The organism is Marinobacter segnicrescens, assembly GCF_900111555.1.
In the GTDB taxonomy this organism is placed as follows: Bacteria; Pseudomonadota; Gammaproteobacteria; order Pseudomonadales; family Oleiphilaceae; genus Marinobacter; species Marinobacter segnicrescens.
Genome location: NZ_FOHZ01000002.1, coordinates 301,806 through 316,765 on the forward strand (window position 1 = coordinate 301,806; position 14,960 = coordinate 316,765).

Here is a 14,960-nt window from a genome sequence, read left to right on the forward strand (position 1 = left end):
TTAGAAAAAGCTTTTACAAATGAGGGTGCTGTGCGGGTGTCGCCGCCCGGAACGCGGCCCATTCCTCGCGGGCACGCCGGTATCCGGAATATTTCGGCTGGTCTACTCCCACCTTTGCCAGGGTAGTGAGCCACAGGTAATCCCGAAGGCGGGGGTCGTCCGGCGTCAGGTTGCCTGAGGCAATCAGCTGACACAGCTCGGCCGTCTGGCCAGCCAGGGTGCCCTTCTTGCCGATCAGTTGGGTTAGCAGTTCACGTTCATCGTGAACGCCATCCCTGCCGGCCTGTTCCAGGTGCCGACGGACCATGCCCAGCACATTGGTGGATACCCGTGCACGAAAGGCCCCGGCAGCGTCCAGTTGTGGCATGACTTCGTCTTTCAGGAAGGCCTCCACGGAGGCCAGCAAGGCGGTGTTGTCCGGTAGATCCTGCATGGGTTCACTCTTTCCAGGGTTCAGGCCTGTCAGGGGTTCAGGCCGTTCAGGGGTCAGGGGATCAGGAATTCAGGGGTACCAGTTCACGGAGCAGGTCCACCTCGGTTTCTGACGCCCGGCGTCCGATGGCACCCCGCTCCGGGGAAGTGTCATGGCCGGCCACGAACGACGCAGCCATGCTCTGGCACATGATGCCCCAGCGCAGGGTTCCCAGGATTTCCCAGAAACGAACACGCTGCGGATCAGGCCGCTGCCCACTGGCGGCTTCGTAGCCATCAAACAGTTGCTCGCGGGTGCCGAAGCCACCGACCGGCTGATCGATGTTGCCGAAACGCCAGGAGTTCACACACAGCCAGCCAAGGTCGGCCATGGGGTCGCCAAGGAAGGCCAGCTCCCAGTCCAGCACAGAGGCCAGGCCGCGCTCATCCACCATCAGGTTGCCGTGGCGGAAATCGCCATGAACCAGGGTCAGTGCCTTCGGTGTTTCAGGCAGGTTGTCCCTCAGCCAGCGAAAGGCCAGTTCGAAGATCGGCCGTGACTCACCGTACCCCTGATATTCCCGATAAAGGCTTTCCACCATGTCTCCGGGAGTCAGGGAGTTGAGGAAGATGAAGTCATCCACCGGCAAGCGATGGATCTCGGCCAGGACCTCGCCGCACTGGCGCGCCAGTATGTCCCGGGCTGCTGCGTACTGTTCGCCTTTAAGAATCTTCGGCGGCAGGGTTTCACCCTCCACCCGGGCCATCAGGTAGCCACTGCCCAGCCTGTCACCTGGCTGCAGTATCTCGTGGACCCGGGGCACCGGCACACCACCCTCCCCGGCCCGTATGACCAGGCGCGCCTCGTCGTCCAGCTGCATGACGTTTTCAGCATCCTGGTTCCAGCTACTCGCCTGGCGCAGGATCATGGACAACCGATCCGTATCCGTTACCACATCGAAGGACCACATCTGCTGATTGGCACCACCGGTGAGACGACTCAGGTTCTCGACGCGGGCACCAGGGTGCAGGCGTTGCACCACCCGGGTCAGCTTCTGAGCCATATCCTCCCCGTTGGCGGGGCCTTGCAGATCATGTGCGGGTTCGGCCATGGCTTGGTTACTCCCCGTGGTTACGATGGTAAACAGGTCGTCGGATCCGGTAACCGGTCACTTACCCTTGTTCTTGAAGCGGGCAATAGCCTCACGGGATTCGTCGCTCTGCAGGCAACGTTTCTGCACGATCGCTTCCGCCTGGAAGATCTCATCGTAGGATGCGGTGGCCGCCTGGCGCAGTAGCGCCTTCGCTTCGGCCGTCGCGATGGCTGAGCGCTCGCACAGGGTCGCGGCAATGTCCGCGGCAGCCTGCTCGGTCTGGTCCTGGGGCACCACGGTTCGGGCCAGGCCCAGCGCCAGGCATTCCTGGGCACTGATGCTGCCACCCTCGGTAATCAGGGCAAAGGCGCGGTGGTAACCCAGCGTCTGGAACAGTAGCCAGGTGGCGCCGCCATCCGGCACTAGCCCGATATGGCTGAAGGCCATGTAGATGCGCGACTCTTCCGCCATGACCACCTGGTCGCAGCTCATCAGCACTGAGGCGCCAACGCCGGCAGCAACGCCCGGGGCCACGCCGATCACCGGCTTGGGCATGTTCTGGATGGTATCCAGGATGGGTTTGTAAGACTCCAGCAACTGCTGGGTGACATCGGACTTGTCCGGAGAGTTGTCCTCCAGCAGGTCAGCACCGGCGCAGAAAGCACGACCATTGGCGGCCAGTACCACTACCTTGATGGCGTCGTCATCGGCGGCCTGACGCAGGGCAGCAGCCAGGTCACGGCGCAGATCTTCGTTAAAGGCATTGAGGGAGTCCGGGCGATTCATGTGAATCCAGGCGACGGCATCACGGGCCTGGTATTCGACGGCGGTGTAGTTGCTCATGGGGCATTCTCCTTGTTTTTCTCCATCCTCGGCCCGAAGCGCTTTCGGAGCATCGTCTGAACCGACGAATCCGGTCGGGTGGGAGTGTTTTCGTCGCAAAGGACGATGTCTCCGGGCGCTGGCTGCGTCACGGTGGCACGATCACAAAAACCACAAGAGGATTGGCATCATGAGCGATTCCCCCGCACGTAACGTGCAGCAACTGTTCGACCTGAAAGGCCGCACCGCACTGGTGACCGGCGGCTCCCGCGGGCTTGGCCTGCAGATGGCCCATGCCCTGGGTGAGGCCGGTGCAAAACTGGTGATCAGCTCCCGCAAGGAAGCCGACCTCAAGGAAGCCGCTGAGGAACTGCGGGCCGCCGGCCACGATGTCACTCCCATCGTCGCCAACCTGGCCAACGAGGACGATGTTATCGCCCTGGCCGACCAGGCCATTGCCACCCTGGGCCATATAGATGTACTGGTGAACAACGCCGGAGCCACCTGGGGCGCGCCCGCCGAAGACTACCCCATGGACGGCTGGGACAAGGTGATGACCCTTAACGTGCGCAACCTGTTCCTGCTGACCCGTGAAGTGGCGAAAAAGAGCATGATTCCCCGCAAGTATGGCCGCGTCATCAATATCGCGTCCAACGCCGCCATTGGCGGCAACCGGGACCTGATGACCGCCATCGGCTACAACACCAGCAAGGGTGCGGTAGTGACCTTCACCCGTGCGCTGGCCGCGGAATGGGGCATTCACGGCATTACCGTCAACGCCATCGGCCCGGGCTATTTCCCCAGCAAGATGTCGAAGGGCCTGAAGGACCAGCACGGCGACGAAGGCCTGATCCGCAACGTCCCCCTTCGCCAGACCGGCGACGACGAGGCCCTCAAGGGCGCCACCGTCATGTTCGCCTCCGACGCCGGCAAGCACACCACCGGCCAGGTTCTCTACATCGACGGCGGCTGTTCCGCCATGATCGCCGGATAAGGAGTTTCCATGAGTCAGTTTGAAACCATTACCCTTGGCGTCGAGGACGGCATTGCCACCATCACCCTCAACCGGCCGGACCGGATGAACGCCTTCACCCTGCAGATGATGGATGAGCTCATTGCGGCCTTCGACCAGACCGATGCCGACGACAACGTGCGTGCGGTAATCGTCACCGGTGCCGGCAAGGCGTTCTGCGCCGGGGCGGACCTGTCTGGTGGCGCCGACACCTTCAACTACGAGGAGCAGAAAGGTAATGCACCGGACCCGCTGGCCAACGGCGTCAATCGCGACGGCGGCGGCATGGTGTCGCTGCGCATTTTCCGTAGCCTGAAACCGGTGATTGGAGCCATTAACGGCGCTGCCGTCGGTGTGGGGGCCACCATGTCCCTGGCCATGGACATTCGCCTGGCCTCCGAAAAGGCCCGCTATGGCTTCGTCTTCGCTCGCCGGGGTATCGTACCGGAAGCAGCTTCGTCCTGGTTTATCTCCCGGGCCGTCGGGCTGTCCACTGCGCTGAACTGGTGCATGAGCGGACGACTGATCAACGCCGATGAGCTGGAAAGACGCGGCCTGGTGGAATCCGTCCATGCGCCGGAAGACCTCTACCCCGCCGCCGTCGCCATCGCCCGTGAAATCGCCGACAACACCGCCCCGGTGTCCGTCGCCATGACCCGCCAGATGCTGTGGCGCATGGCCGGCGCCAGCCATCCCATGGAAGCCCACCAGCTGGATAGCCGCGCGGTCCAGGCCCGTGGTGCGTCAGCGGATGCCAAGGAGGGTGTGGCGTCGTTCCTGGAGAAGCGGCCAGCGGAATATCCCAACAAGGTGTCCACCGACATGCCGGCGTTTTTTGACTGGCAGGGGGAGCCGGAGTTTCGGTGATTGGACTCCGGTGCAAGCCGCTCCGAGGCGGGGAGGTCTTTCGCCGCCGCGTCGGAGGGGCGTCCTGCCACCCCAACGCTTCCGGGGCATCCATGCCCCTGCTCTGAAAGACCTCCCCACCCCGGATCGCCCCAGACCCTGGGTGTGCTTCCAGAGCTAACCTCCCGACAGATCATGCCAACTCCCTAAGCAAAAAAACCGGAGTACCCACTAAAGGTCTCCGGTGACAGTATGGTGGCTGTCTATCGCCTCCGCTCGAGGTTCGCTCGCTTTACAGGAGAAGACTCATGGCATGTAACTTATGGCTCTTCTGACACCCTGACCATCAGCTTGCCGTCGTTACCGCCGGTGAACAGCAGTGAAAGACCATCCAGGGCATTGTCCAGGCCCTCGACCACATGGTTCTTCCACTTCAGCTGATCCTTGCTGACCCACTCGGTCAGTGCCTCCAGGGCCTCGGGGAACCGCTTCTGATAGTCGATCACGATAAAGCCCTTCACCGTCAGGCGCTTCATCAGCACGCGGCCAAAGTCCTTCGGACCGGGCATCACGCCCTCATCGTTATAGCGGGAAATCATGCCACACAGGGACAGCCGGCCATTGAGATTCAGGCGATTGTAGATGGCGTCCATGATGTCGCCGCCCACATTCTCGAACTGGATATCCACACCGTCCGGACACAGGCGGTCCAGCGACGCCGGCACGTCGTCATTGCGATAATCAATGGCACCGTCAAAACCCAGCTCGTCGGTCAGCCAGCGGCATTTTTCAGGACCACCGGCAATACCGACGACCCGACAACCTTTCAGCTTGCCAATCTGACCAACAATGGAGCCCACGGCACCGGCAGCGGCGGACACCACCAGGGTGTCACCCGGCTGGGGATTACCGATATCCAGCAGGCCAAAATAGGCGGTGATCCCGGTCGAACCCAGCACCGACATATAGGCCGACAGGGGAATATCCGGATGCCGGTCCACCGGCCGCACCATCTTGCCATCGGCAACAGTGAAAGCTTCCCAGCCTCCAACGACGGGTTTGACGATATCCCCGGCCTTGAAGCGGTCGGAACGGGATTCCTCCACCACGCCCAGGGTACCGCCGCGCATAACGTCACCCACCTGGACCGGCGGCAGGTATTGCTCGCGGTCGCTCATCCACAGTCGGTGGGTGGGATCCAGTGACAGATAGATATTACGAATAAGGACCTGGCCGTCCTCAAGATCCGGAACCGGTTGGGTAACCAGTTCCAGATGCTCAGCGGTAATGTCCGCTTCCGGGCGCTTGCGCAGCACCCAACGCTGGTTCTGACGCTTCTCGGTCATGGGAGCATCCTGTTGTTCTTGTATGTGATAACAGTTTGCGCCCTATGCACTATCCGGACATCGTCCGTTACGACGAATCTGGCCCCACTCAGTTCGAGAACGAAAAAAGTCGAGACTGCCCCGGAGGTCCGGGGCGTCACGGTGTTGGGGAGGTCTTTCAGAGCAGGGGCAGGGACGCCCCGGAAGCGTTGGGGTGGCAGGACGCCCCTCCAACGCGGCGGCGAAAGACCTCCCCAGCGCCGGGACGTCTTGCACCCAGGCAAGACGCCAGGCCGTTTGTCACTTAGGTCTGAGCCACAGGCTCCGCCTCCGGCCCGGACGGCGGTGGCGACTTCCGGTTACGCCGCTGCAAAGCCCAGATCCGCAACTGCCCCACCACCCCGGCGGGGAAGAAGTACACACTGAGCACAAAGAGCACGCCGAACCAGAGCAGCCAGTGGTCCTCACCCAGCAGGTTCTCCACCAGCGGAATCCCGGCGGTGTACTGACCGACCCAGCCCAGCAGGTCCTGCAGGTAGTTCTGGGCCAGGATGAACAGCGTGCTCCCCACAATGGCGCCATACAGCGTACCCATGCCCCCGATAACGCACATCAGCAGGATGAACACCATCAGCTCGAAGTTCAGGGTGTTCTCCGGGTTCACATACCGGTTGATCAGCGCAAACCCCGCACCCGCCAGCGTCGCCACCAGGGCAGACAGGATAACCACCGCGGTACGATAAACCACCGTACGATAGCCCAGCGCCTCCGCCCGGAACTCGTTCTCCCGGATCGCCTGCAATACCCGGCCAAACGGCGAATTCACCAGCCGCAGCAGGAACAGGAACACCCCGGTTGCCATGGCCACCAGCACGTAGTACATCACGTTGCGACCATTAAAGCGCACCTCGAACGTGGCTTCCTGCCACACCTGCCCGATATTCCAGGGCTGGGTCAGCAGTCCCTTCAGCAAGGTGGGAACATCGATACCTGGCAACGAATTCTCAAAGGGCCGGAACGCAGGGCCCAGCTCACGGGGCACCCGTACCCGCATACCATCCTCACCGCCGGTGATGTTATACAACTGGGTAACCAGGCTGAGGAAGGCAAAGGCCACCGCCAGCGTCACCAGGGCAAAGAAGATGGCCTTTACCCGTAGGGACAACAGCCCCAGCAACAGAGACAGCACAAAGCTGACCGCCAGGGCGCCAATAATGCCCACCAGTACAGCCCCGAACGAATTACCCATGCCGTCTACCGCCATGGCGACACCATAGGCACCGATGCCAAAGAACATGGTGTGCGCAAAAGATACGATGTGGGTGTATCCCAGCATCAGGTCATAGGCCGCCACCACCATGATGAACACGCAGATCATACCCAGGGTGGTAAACGCCCGGATACCGTCAAACAGGAAGGGCCCGAGCGCCAGGCTCACCACGATGACCAGCAGCAGCGCCGTCAGGGTTTTGCTGCGGGGGAAGTCTTCCGACAGAATTCGACTTAACATCTTTGCTTCTCCCTAAACCTTGATCACCGGGATCAGCCCCTGGGGCCGCCACATAAGTACGCCTACCATCAGCCCCACCGTGGCCACGGCCGCCAGCCGGGGCTCGACAAAGCCGATGTAGAGGTTGATCAGCCCCACCAGCAGGGCGCCATAGAAACAGCCACGGATGGAACCGAGACCGCCGAGGATGATCACCACAATCACCGAGATCATCATTTCATCCCCCATATGGGGCGTGAGCAGCTCCTTGTACATACCCCACATGACGCCGCCGAGTCCCGCCAGCGCCGAACCCGCAATAAACACACCCAGGAACAGCAGGTGAATCCGGTAGCCCTGGATTTCCACCATCTCCCGGCTTTCCACGCCAGCCCGGATCAGGATGCCGATACGAGTGCGGTCGATAATCCACAACATGCCGGCGTAAATCGCCAGCCCCAGTACCACGGCCACCAGGCGATATTTCTCCAGCACAATACCGCCAATCAGCGGCAGGGCCTCTGGCACAAGGAACGCGCCCTGCAGGGCTTCCGGGCGGGTAACCGGGATCTCGTTGGGCCCCCAGATCACCTCGATCAGCTGCATCAGGATGATGGAGCCGCCAACCGTCACGAGGATCTGTTTCAGGTGGTCACCGTAGACCGGTTTGATGACCAGCTTCTCAAACACCAGGCCCACCACACCGGCAATGAACGCGGCAAAGAGGAGCGCGGGTATTATTGCCACCAGGTTGGTGAGGAACGAGGGCGAACTGGCGAATCCATCCAGCCAGAAGGCCAGCACGGTGCCGCCGGCGAAGGCGCCAAGCGATATAAAGGCACCGTGGGCAAGGTTCAGTACGCTCATCAGGCCAAACGTCAGGGTCATACCAGACGCCATCAGGAACAGCACGGCACCCATGGCTACACCGCTGATGGTCAGCACCAGCCAGGTGCGAAAGTCGATAACGGCTATCGATGCGAGCAACATGATGGCCAGCAGGAACAGGTGGGCCCGGTGCTCTCGCTGGTCCCTCAGCCACTCAATGGGACTGCGGCGTTCCCGCTCGCTACCGGAACCGGTTTCGGACAGCGGCATGGCAGTGGTCTCCTCAGTCATTGGTGTGCTCCCAGTCCAAGGCCCAGCAGGTCCTGCTGGAGCTCTTCATTCTCCGCCAGCTCGGCCATGGTGCCGGCATGCACCACCGCACCATCGTTCATCACGGCCACGGTCTGGCCCAGGCGGCGAGAGAAGTTGAAATTCTGCTCCACCAGCAGGATGCTCACCTGCTGCTCTTTGAGCTGATCAAAGGCATCCGCCAGGTCATTGATAATCGCCGGCGCCAAGCCCTTGGTGGGCTCGTCCACCAGCAACAGGTCCCGCGGTTCGATCACCGCCCGGGCGATGGCCAGCATCTGCTTCTGGCCGCCGGAAAGGGTACCGGCCGGCTTGTCCCAGAACTTCTTCAAGGGCGGGAACAGGTCGAATATCCATTGCAGCCGTGCCTCATCCATGGGGCCGCTGACGGCAGCAAGAACCAGGTTCTCCCGCACGGTCAGCAGGCCGAAAATGCCCATGCTCTCCGGCACGAAAGCGATACCCGCCCGAGCAATTTTCGGGGTTGGCCAGCGGCTGATGTCCTGGCCCTGGTAGGTCACGGTGCCACCGGTCAGGGTGGTCAGACCCATAATGGTCCGCAAAGTGGTGCTCTTGCCGGCGCCATTGCGGCCCAACAGAACCGTGAGCTCACCTTTTGGCACCACCAGGTCGACACCGTGGAGAATATGGTACTGGTCAATGTCCGCCTTCACGCCGGACAGTTTCAGTATGGGTTCAGCCATGGGCCACCTCCGGCTGCTGATCCGGTGAGGCACCGAGGTAGGCTTCCTGCACGACGGGAGAGGCAATCACCTCCGCCGGCTCGCCATCGGCGACCAACTCACCGTTATGCAGGACAACGATGCGATCGGAGAGCGACCGCACCACGTCCATTTTGTGTTCTACCAGCAGGATGACCTTGTCCTGCTGTTTCTTGATATCGGCGATCAGGTCGAGAATGACCGGCACTTCGTCGACGCTCATACCCGCTGTTGGTTCGTCGAACATGAACACTTCCGGCTCCAGGGCGAGCATCAGGGCTACTTCCAGCTTGCGCTGATCACCGTGGGGCAGGCCCGATACCAGGTAGCCTGCACGGTTAGCCAGGTTGACCCGGGTCAGGTACTCCATGGCCCGGTCCGTCAGGTCCCGGCGGTGGCTGGCCATCTGCCAGAACACATGACCGATATGGTGACGGGCGGCGACGGCCAGGCGCACATTTTCCAGCGCCGTCAGGTTGGGAAACAGGTTGGTCAGCTGAAACGCGCGCCCCAGGCCCTTGTCGGCCCGACGTGCTGCCGTCAGCCCGGTCAGGTCCTCGCCATTGAGAAGGACCTGGCCTGCGGTGGCCTTCAACTGCCCGGAAATCAGGTTGAACCAGGTGGTCTTGCCGGCACCATTGGGGCCGACAATGGAGGTCAGGGTCCCCTTGTGGAACTGGCAGGAGACCCGGTTGACCGCCACGTGCCCACCAAAATTGATGGTGAGATCACGGGTTTCAAGCACCGCTTGTTCGGATGACATGAACAACTCCGGCTGTCTGCTCTTCATTGTGTGGCCCCCGGGGATCCGGGGGCCTTCCAGGAGGGAATCGTTCAGTTACGGACCGGGATGTCCATTTCACTGCGATCAATAATACGGATCAGCTTGGGCACGCCCGCTTCGACAGTGCGACCTGCAAACCAGTCATCACGCTCTTCCACTTCAATCTCGAAGTGATACATGTCCTGCATGGCCTGGTGGTCCTCGGCACGGATCTCCATTTCACCTTTCGGGGTCTGGAAGGTGAGGCCCTCAAAGGCGGCGATCAGATCCTCGGTGTCTGTGGAGCCACCGGCCTTGCGAATGGCTTCAGTAATCGCCATCGCCTGGGCAAAGCCCTGGGCGGTGAAGAAATCCGGGGCCGCGTTGTGGCGATCAAAGTGCTGCTCCACAAGCCAGTCGTTGATCTCGTTATCCGGCGATTCGAAATAATAGAAGCCGGCACCCTGCATGCCCGGGAAGTCCGAGTATCCAACCAGTGCTGCCAGGATATTACCCCCGGTAGCCAGCTTTATGCCGAAACGGCTCGGGTCCAGGTCCTGGATACGGCCCAGCGGGTTGGAGGAGCCTGCCCAGATAGCAAAGATGTACTTGCCTTTCTCACAGTCACTGCGATCCTTCAGGGAGTCAAACAGGCGCTGTGCCGCGGCGGTAAAGTCGGTAGCATCGGTGGGCAGGTATTCCTCGTGGACAATCTTGCCGCCCTGGGCTTCCATCGCTTCCTTATAGGCGGCGACACCGTCACGGCCAAAGGCGTAGTCCTGGGCAATGGTGGATACGCATACACCCGGCTCACCCAGGGCAACCGCATTGGAGACGGCATCCTGTGAGGAGTTACGGCCTACCCGGAACACGTAGCGGTTCCACTCGGCACCGGTGATGGCATCCGCCACCCCTTCCGGCATGATGATGCGCTCGTAGTCCTGGGCCAGCGGCAAGGTCGCCAGGGCGACACCGGAAGACACCGGTCCCACCACGATGTGCGCGTCATCCTCTGCATAGGCTTCCTCTACCAGCGCGCGGGCCCGGGCCGGGTCCAGCTGGGTGTCCTTGCGGGAGATCTCGATCTGACGGCCCTCGATTTTCATGGTGCCGTCGGTGGCGTACTCAAAACCCATGTTCAGACCAATATCCAGCTGCTCGGCGTAGGGCGCCAGCGGGCCGGTAAAACCGGTGACATGGGCAATGCGGATGGAGTCGGCTGCCTGGACGGAAACCGCCCCCATGGAAATGGCGGCTGCAAGCATGATGCGCTTCATAACACTATCCCCTGTTCTTGTTGTCGGGCGTTACTGTTAGGCGAGCGGTGAACCTGTCGGACACCACACCTTTTGTCGTTGTTCGGGATAAAATATGACAACTGATTCAGGTTTTATCAAGAAAAAAGTGCAGGTTTTTGCCTATCAATCACTCAACTATCGATAGAAATTAACTAGCAATTAGCCTGTAAGACCACTAATAATGGGACTATCCGCCTTGACAGGCTTACCGCACCTTTCTAAATTAGTTGACGACCGATTCATGTTTCGTGATGATAAATCATCAGAAAAGTCACCCCCTCTACCCGGGGAGCGGACACTATTCCGCCCTGCCACCGACGCGAAAGGAACAGGCTGATGAGTACAACAACACAAGCCCCGCAGTCTCCGGGCGCACCAAAAACCGCCCGGGGCGCGCGCACCCGGGCAAAGATACTGGTAGCCGCGGAAGAGACATTCGGCAGCCTTGGCTATCACCGCGCCGGGGTCACTGACATCACCAGGGCCGCCGGGGTCGCCCAGGGCACCTTCTACACCTACTTCACCAGCAAGGAAGAAATCCTGCGGGAGCTGGTGATGGACCTGGGCCACAAGCTGCGCGCGCACCTGGCGGCCCAGGTAATCAGCTCCGGTGACCGGCTGGAAGCGGAAGAACAGGGACTGCGAGCCTTCCTACAGTACCTGGCTGACCACCCTTCCCTCTACCGGGTTCTGCAGGAGGCCCAGTTCGTAGACGAAGCCATCTACCAGGAGTACTACGAAACCTTTGCCCGGGGTTACACCGACATGCTCAATGCTGCCGCCCGCAAGGGCGAGATCCGCGCAGGCAACAACCAGCACCGGGCCTGGGCCCTGATGGGCCTGTCCCATTTCCTCGGGCTGAAGTACGCCCTGTGGGATCAGCGCGCGAAACAGGGTGACGGCGCCTTCGACCCCATCGTGGAAACCATCTCGGACCTGTTCCGTAACGGCCTGGCGCTGAACGGGAGGGACAAGGGATGAGTGAGAATCGCTACCGCCACGTTATCTACCGGGTAGAAAACGGTATTGGCAGGCTGACCCTGAACCGTCCTGAACGGCACAACGCCCTGGTACCTGAACTGCTCGAAGACCTTGAACGCGCGCTCAACCAGTGCCGACAGGATTTGCCGGATGTGCTGGTGATTGATGCGGCCGGCAAATCCTTCTCCACCGGTGGCGACGTGGCCGGTTTCTACGACACGCCGAGAGCGGAGCGGCACACCTACGCCAGTACCGTGGTAGGCACCCTTAACAAGGTGATCTGCCAGCTGCTGGAGCTGCCAGTTCCTACCATCACCGCAGTGCACGGCATGGTCACCGGGGGCTCCATCGGGCTGGTGCTGGCCAGTGACATCGTGGTGGCCGGGCCTAAAGCCAGCTTCGCACCCTGGTACACCGTCGTAGGGTACAGTCCGGACGGCGGCTGGACCGCCCTGCTCCCGGAACGTATAGGCCGGGGTCGCGCCCTGGACGTGCAACTCACCAACCGCACCATTACCCGAGACGATGCCCTGAGCTGGGGGCTGGCCCAATACGGGACCGCAGCCGGGGAACAACTGGCCACGGCGCTATCTCTCGCAACCACCCTGAGCGGTCATAAGACAGGAAGCATTGCCCGCACCCTGCGGCTGAACCGGCCCGATCCGCAACATACAGCTGTCGCACTGGAGCGGGAGCGACAGGAATTCCTGGAACAGATCACAACCGATGAGGCCGATCGCGGTATGGCCGCCTTTCTCGGGAGGAGTGCATGAACTGGTTTGACCTGGCGGGCCACCGGGCCCGCGTGACCCCCGACCGCCTGGCCCTGGAAGACCTGGCGTCAGGATCCTCGTATAACTACCGGCAGCTCAACGAACAGGCTGCGCGGTTTGCGGCGGCCGCCCGTGGCACCTGGGGCCTGGGTGAAGGCGACCGCATTGCCTTCCTGGGCCACAGCCGGGCAGAGTTCTTTGTGATGCTCTTTGGGTGTGCCAAGGCCGGCCTTGTCCTGGTACCCCTGAACTGGCGCCTGGCCCAGCCTGAGCTTGAGCAGCTGATGGAGGACTGTACGCCGAAAGCGCTGGTCTTTGGCGAGGAATTCACTGACGCCGCTCAGAAACTCAGGACCTCCGGCCACGTCGAGACACTGGTAGACCTTGATGGCAATGCGGAAGCTTGCCGCCATTACGACGCGGACCTTGCGGACACCACCCCGGAGCTCACGCCACACTCCGACCGGGACCCGGACACACCCTGGTACCTGCTGTACACCTCCGGAACCACTGGCCGCCCCAAGGGGGTGATCCAGACCTTCCGCATGATGATGAGCAACTACCTGAACATTGGCCTGGCGGTGGACCTGACGGGCCAGGACACGCTGCTCAATGTACTGCCCCTGTTCCATACCGCCGGCATCAACCTTTACTCGTCCGCCGTATTCCTTGCCGGAGGCACGGTGCTGGTGGCTCGGGCCTTCGAACCCGACCAGGCCATGGACGTGCTGGAGAACCGCGCCACCATCTTCTTCGGGGTACCGGCGGTATACCAGGCCATCCTGGAACACCCCGCATTCAGCGGAGACCGGTTACGCAACGTTCGTTCCTGGGGCTGCGGCGGCGCGCCGCTGGCCTTGCCGGTAGCCCGCCGGTTCGTCGAACAGGGCATCCGCGTACGTACCGGCATGGGGATGACCGAAACCGGCCCCACCGTCTTCCTGCTGGACGAGTCGGATGTGCTGGACAAGATCGGCTCGGTGGGCCGCCCGCAACTGCTCACCGAAGTACGCATCGTCGGCACTGACGGCAGGGACGCAGGCCCCGGAGAATCCGGCGAATTGCTGATTCGCGGACCCAACGTCACCCCCGGCTACTGGAACCGCCCGGACGCCACCGCCGATGCCATCGAACCGGGCGGCTGGCTCCACAGCGGTGACGTGGCCCGCTGCGATGAAGACGGCTGCTACTACATCGTTGACCGCTGGAAGGACATGTTCATTTCCGGCGGCGAGAACGTCTATCCCGCCGAGGTAGAGCGGGTCCTGGTGGAGCACCCGGAGGTCAGCGAAGTGGCTGTGGTGGGCGTTCCGGACGAAAAATGGGGCGAGGTAGGCAAGGCTTTCCTGTGCCTCAGACCCCACAGCCAGGAGCCGGATCCTGCCACCCTCAACGCCTGGTGCCGGGAACGCCTGGCCGGTTACAAGGTGCCCAAATATTTCCAGGTGGTGGATGAACTGCCGCGCAATGCGCTGGGCAAGGTTACCAAGCAGGTACTCAGACAGGACTGAACAATGAGTGATGCCAATATCCCCTGTGAGCAGAATTTCATGCTTACCCAGGAAGACTTTGACCGGTTCGCCAGGCTCAGCGGCGACCACAATCCGATCCATGTAGACCCGGAGTTCTCCGCCCGCACCAGCTTCGGCCGCACGGTATCCCACGGCATGTTGCTATTCAGCGTGGTTCGCAGCCTGCTGGCCCAGACATGGCCGGGGTCGACACTCAACCGCCAGAGCCTGATGTTCCCCTCCCCTGCCTACGCCGGCGACACCCTGGCGTTGGTGGTGGAGCAACAAAAAGCGGAAGGAGACCGCCTGGTTCTGAAAACCACCATCACCCGACCGGACGGAGAAACCTGCCTGACCGGCGAGTGCGAACTGACTGTGCCTGAAAAGGAGGCATCATGAACCTGGACCGCTTTGATGCCCTGAAAGAAGGACAGTCAGCCAAGCTGAACCGGACCTTCACCGCAGAAGATGTCCGCGAATGGTGCGAGCTTTGCCAGCTTGACCAGGACTGGCCGGGGGTTCCCGAACCGCTGATCGCCGGCCTGTTCTCCTGCCTGCTTGGAGAAGACCTGCCTGGCCACGGCACCAATTACCTGAAACAGGCCATGACCTTTCACACCGCCGCCGACACCAGTGAAGCCCTGCAGGCCAGCGTGACTATCAGCCGCCTGCGGCGGGACAAAGCGCTGGTGAACCTGACAACCGTCTGTACCGGCCGCGATGGCCGCCTGATCTGTGACGGCGAAGCGCTGGTCCTGTTCCAGCACTGACCCCGC

The 14,960-nt window shown here is 61.7% G+C and carries 16 protein-coding genes; 7 read left to right on the top strand and 9 right to left on the bottom strand.

The features are described 5' to 3' along the window. Positions 1 to 13: 13 nt before the first annotated feature. The 3 genes from BM036_RS03995 to BM036_RS04005 form a co-directional block, all read right to left on the bottom strand. Positions 14 to 433, bottom strand: coding sequence for a DUF6285 domain-containing protein (locus tag BM036_RS03995; protein WP_091848935.1), 420 nt, complete (start codon positions 431 to 433; stop codon positions 14 to 16). Positions 434 to 494: 61 nt separating this feature from the next. Continuing rightward, complete coding sequence (locus BM036_RS04000; protein ID WP_218144764.1) at positions 495 to 1,523, bottom strand: phosphotransferase family protein; 1,029 nt, start codon at positions 1,521 to 1,523, stop codon at positions 495 to 497. 57 nt (positions 1,524 to 1,580) lie between these two features. Further along, complete coding sequence (locus tag BM036_RS04005) at positions 1,581 to 2,348, bottom strand: enoyl-CoA hydratase/isomerase family protein (protein ID WP_091848936.1); 768 nt, start codon at positions 2,346 to 2,348, stop codon at positions 1,581 to 1,583. 169 nt (positions 2,349 to 2,517) lie between these two features. On the opposite strand from BM036_RS04005, the gene BM036_RS04010 reads away from it, so the two are divergent. Together BM036_RS04010 and BM036_RS04015 are read left to right on the top strand one after the other, a co-directional pair. Further along, entirely contained in the window at positions 2,518 to 3,321 is an 804-nt protein-coding gene (locus tag BM036_RS04010; RefSeq protein ID WP_091848937.1) for an SDR family oxidoreductase, read from the top strand. Positions 3,322 to 3,330: 9 nt separating this feature from the next. After that, positions 3,331 to 4,206 carry a crotonase/enoyl-CoA hydratase family protein gene (locus tag BM036_RS04015; protein ID WP_091848938.1) on the top strand — a complete coding sequence of 292 codons (876 nt, stop codon included), beginning with the start codon at positions 3,331 to 3,333 and terminating at the stop codon, positions 4,204 to 4,206. Positions 4,207 to 4,505: 299 nt separating this feature from the next. On the opposite strand, the gene BM036_RS04020 is transcribed toward BM036_RS04015, so the two are convergent. The 6 genes from BM036_RS04020 to BM036_RS04045 form a co-directional block, all read right to left on the bottom strand. Continuing rightward, complete coding sequence (locus BM036_RS04020; protein WP_091848939.1) at positions 4,506 to 5,531, bottom strand: NADP-dependent oxidoreductase; 1,026 nt, start codon at positions 5,529 to 5,531, stop codon at positions 4,506 to 4,508. Positions 5,532 to 5,814: 283 nt separating this feature from the next. Further along, positions 5,815 to 7,020 (bottom strand): branched-chain amino acid ABC transporter permease, encoded by a 1,206-nt coding sequence (locus BM036_RS04025; RefSeq protein WP_091848940.1) that lies wholly within the window; start codon positions 7,018 to 7,020, stop codon positions 5,815 to 5,817. 12 nt (positions 7,021 to 7,032) lie between these two features. Continuing rightward, a complete protein-coding gene (locus BM036_RS04030) occupies positions 7,033 to 8,118 on the bottom strand; it encodes a branched-chain amino acid ABC transporter permease (RefSeq protein WP_218144765.1) in 1,086 nt (361 codons plus the stop codon). Then, complete coding sequence (locus BM036_RS04035; RefSeq protein WP_091848941.1) at positions 8,115 to 8,840, bottom strand: ABC transporter ATP-binding protein; 726 nt, start codon at positions 8,838 to 8,840, stop codon at positions 8,115 to 8,117. Before BM036_RS04035 ends, BM036_RS04030 begins: the two co-directional genes overlap by 4 nt. Further along, positions 8,833 to 9,621: an ABC transporter ATP-binding protein gene (locus BM036_RS04040; protein WP_091848942.1), complete on the bottom strand. Its 789-nt coding sequence runs from the start codon at positions 9,619 to 9,621 to the stop codon at positions 8,833 to 8,835. The genes BM036_RS04035 and BM036_RS04040 overlap by 8 nt, the downstream gene beginning before the upstream one ends. A gap of 71 nt (positions 9,622 to 9,692) precedes the next feature. Beyond that, positions 9,693 to 10,898 (bottom strand): substrate-binding domain-containing protein, encoded by a 1,206-nt coding sequence (locus BM036_RS04045; protein WP_091848943.1) that lies wholly within the window; start codon positions 10,896 to 10,898, stop codon positions 9,693 to 9,695. Positions 10,899 to 11,255: 357 nt separating this feature from the next. On the opposite strand from BM036_RS04045, the gene BM036_RS04050 reads away from it, so the two are divergent. The 5 genes from BM036_RS04050 to BM036_RS04070 are packed head-to-tail and all read left to right on the top strand — an operon-like array spanning position 11,256 to position 14,954. Next, positions 11,256 to 11,900 carry a TetR/AcrR family transcriptional regulator gene (locus BM036_RS04050; RefSeq protein WP_091848944.1) on the top strand — a complete coding sequence of 215 codons (645 nt, stop codon included), beginning with the start codon at positions 11,256 to 11,258 and terminating at the stop codon, positions 11,898 to 11,900. Next, positions 11,897 to 12,673, top strand: coding sequence for an enoyl-CoA hydratase/isomerase family protein (locus tag BM036_RS04055; RefSeq protein ID WP_091848945.1), 777 nt, complete (start codon positions 11,897 to 11,899; stop codon positions 12,671 to 12,673). The genes BM036_RS04050 and BM036_RS04055 overlap by 4 nt, the downstream gene beginning before the upstream one ends. Then, complete coding sequence (locus tag BM036_RS04060) at positions 12,670 to 14,184, top strand: acyl-CoA synthetase (RefSeq protein ID WP_091848946.1); 1,515 nt, start codon at positions 12,670 to 12,672, stop codon at positions 14,182 to 14,184. Before BM036_RS04055 ends, BM036_RS04060 begins: the two co-directional genes overlap by 4 nt. Positions 14,185 to 14,187: 3 nt before the next feature. After that, complete coding sequence (locus BM036_RS04065) at positions 14,188 to 14,583, top strand: MaoC family dehydratase (protein WP_091848947.1); 396 nt, start codon at positions 14,188 to 14,190, stop codon at positions 14,581 to 14,583. Continuing rightward, entirely contained in the window at positions 14,580 to 14,954 is a 375-nt protein-coding gene (locus BM036_RS04070; RefSeq protein WP_091848948.1) for a hotdog family protein, read from the top strand. The genes BM036_RS04065 and BM036_RS04070 overlap by 4 nt, the downstream gene beginning before the upstream one ends. Positions 14,955 to 14,960: the final 6 nt, after the last annotated feature.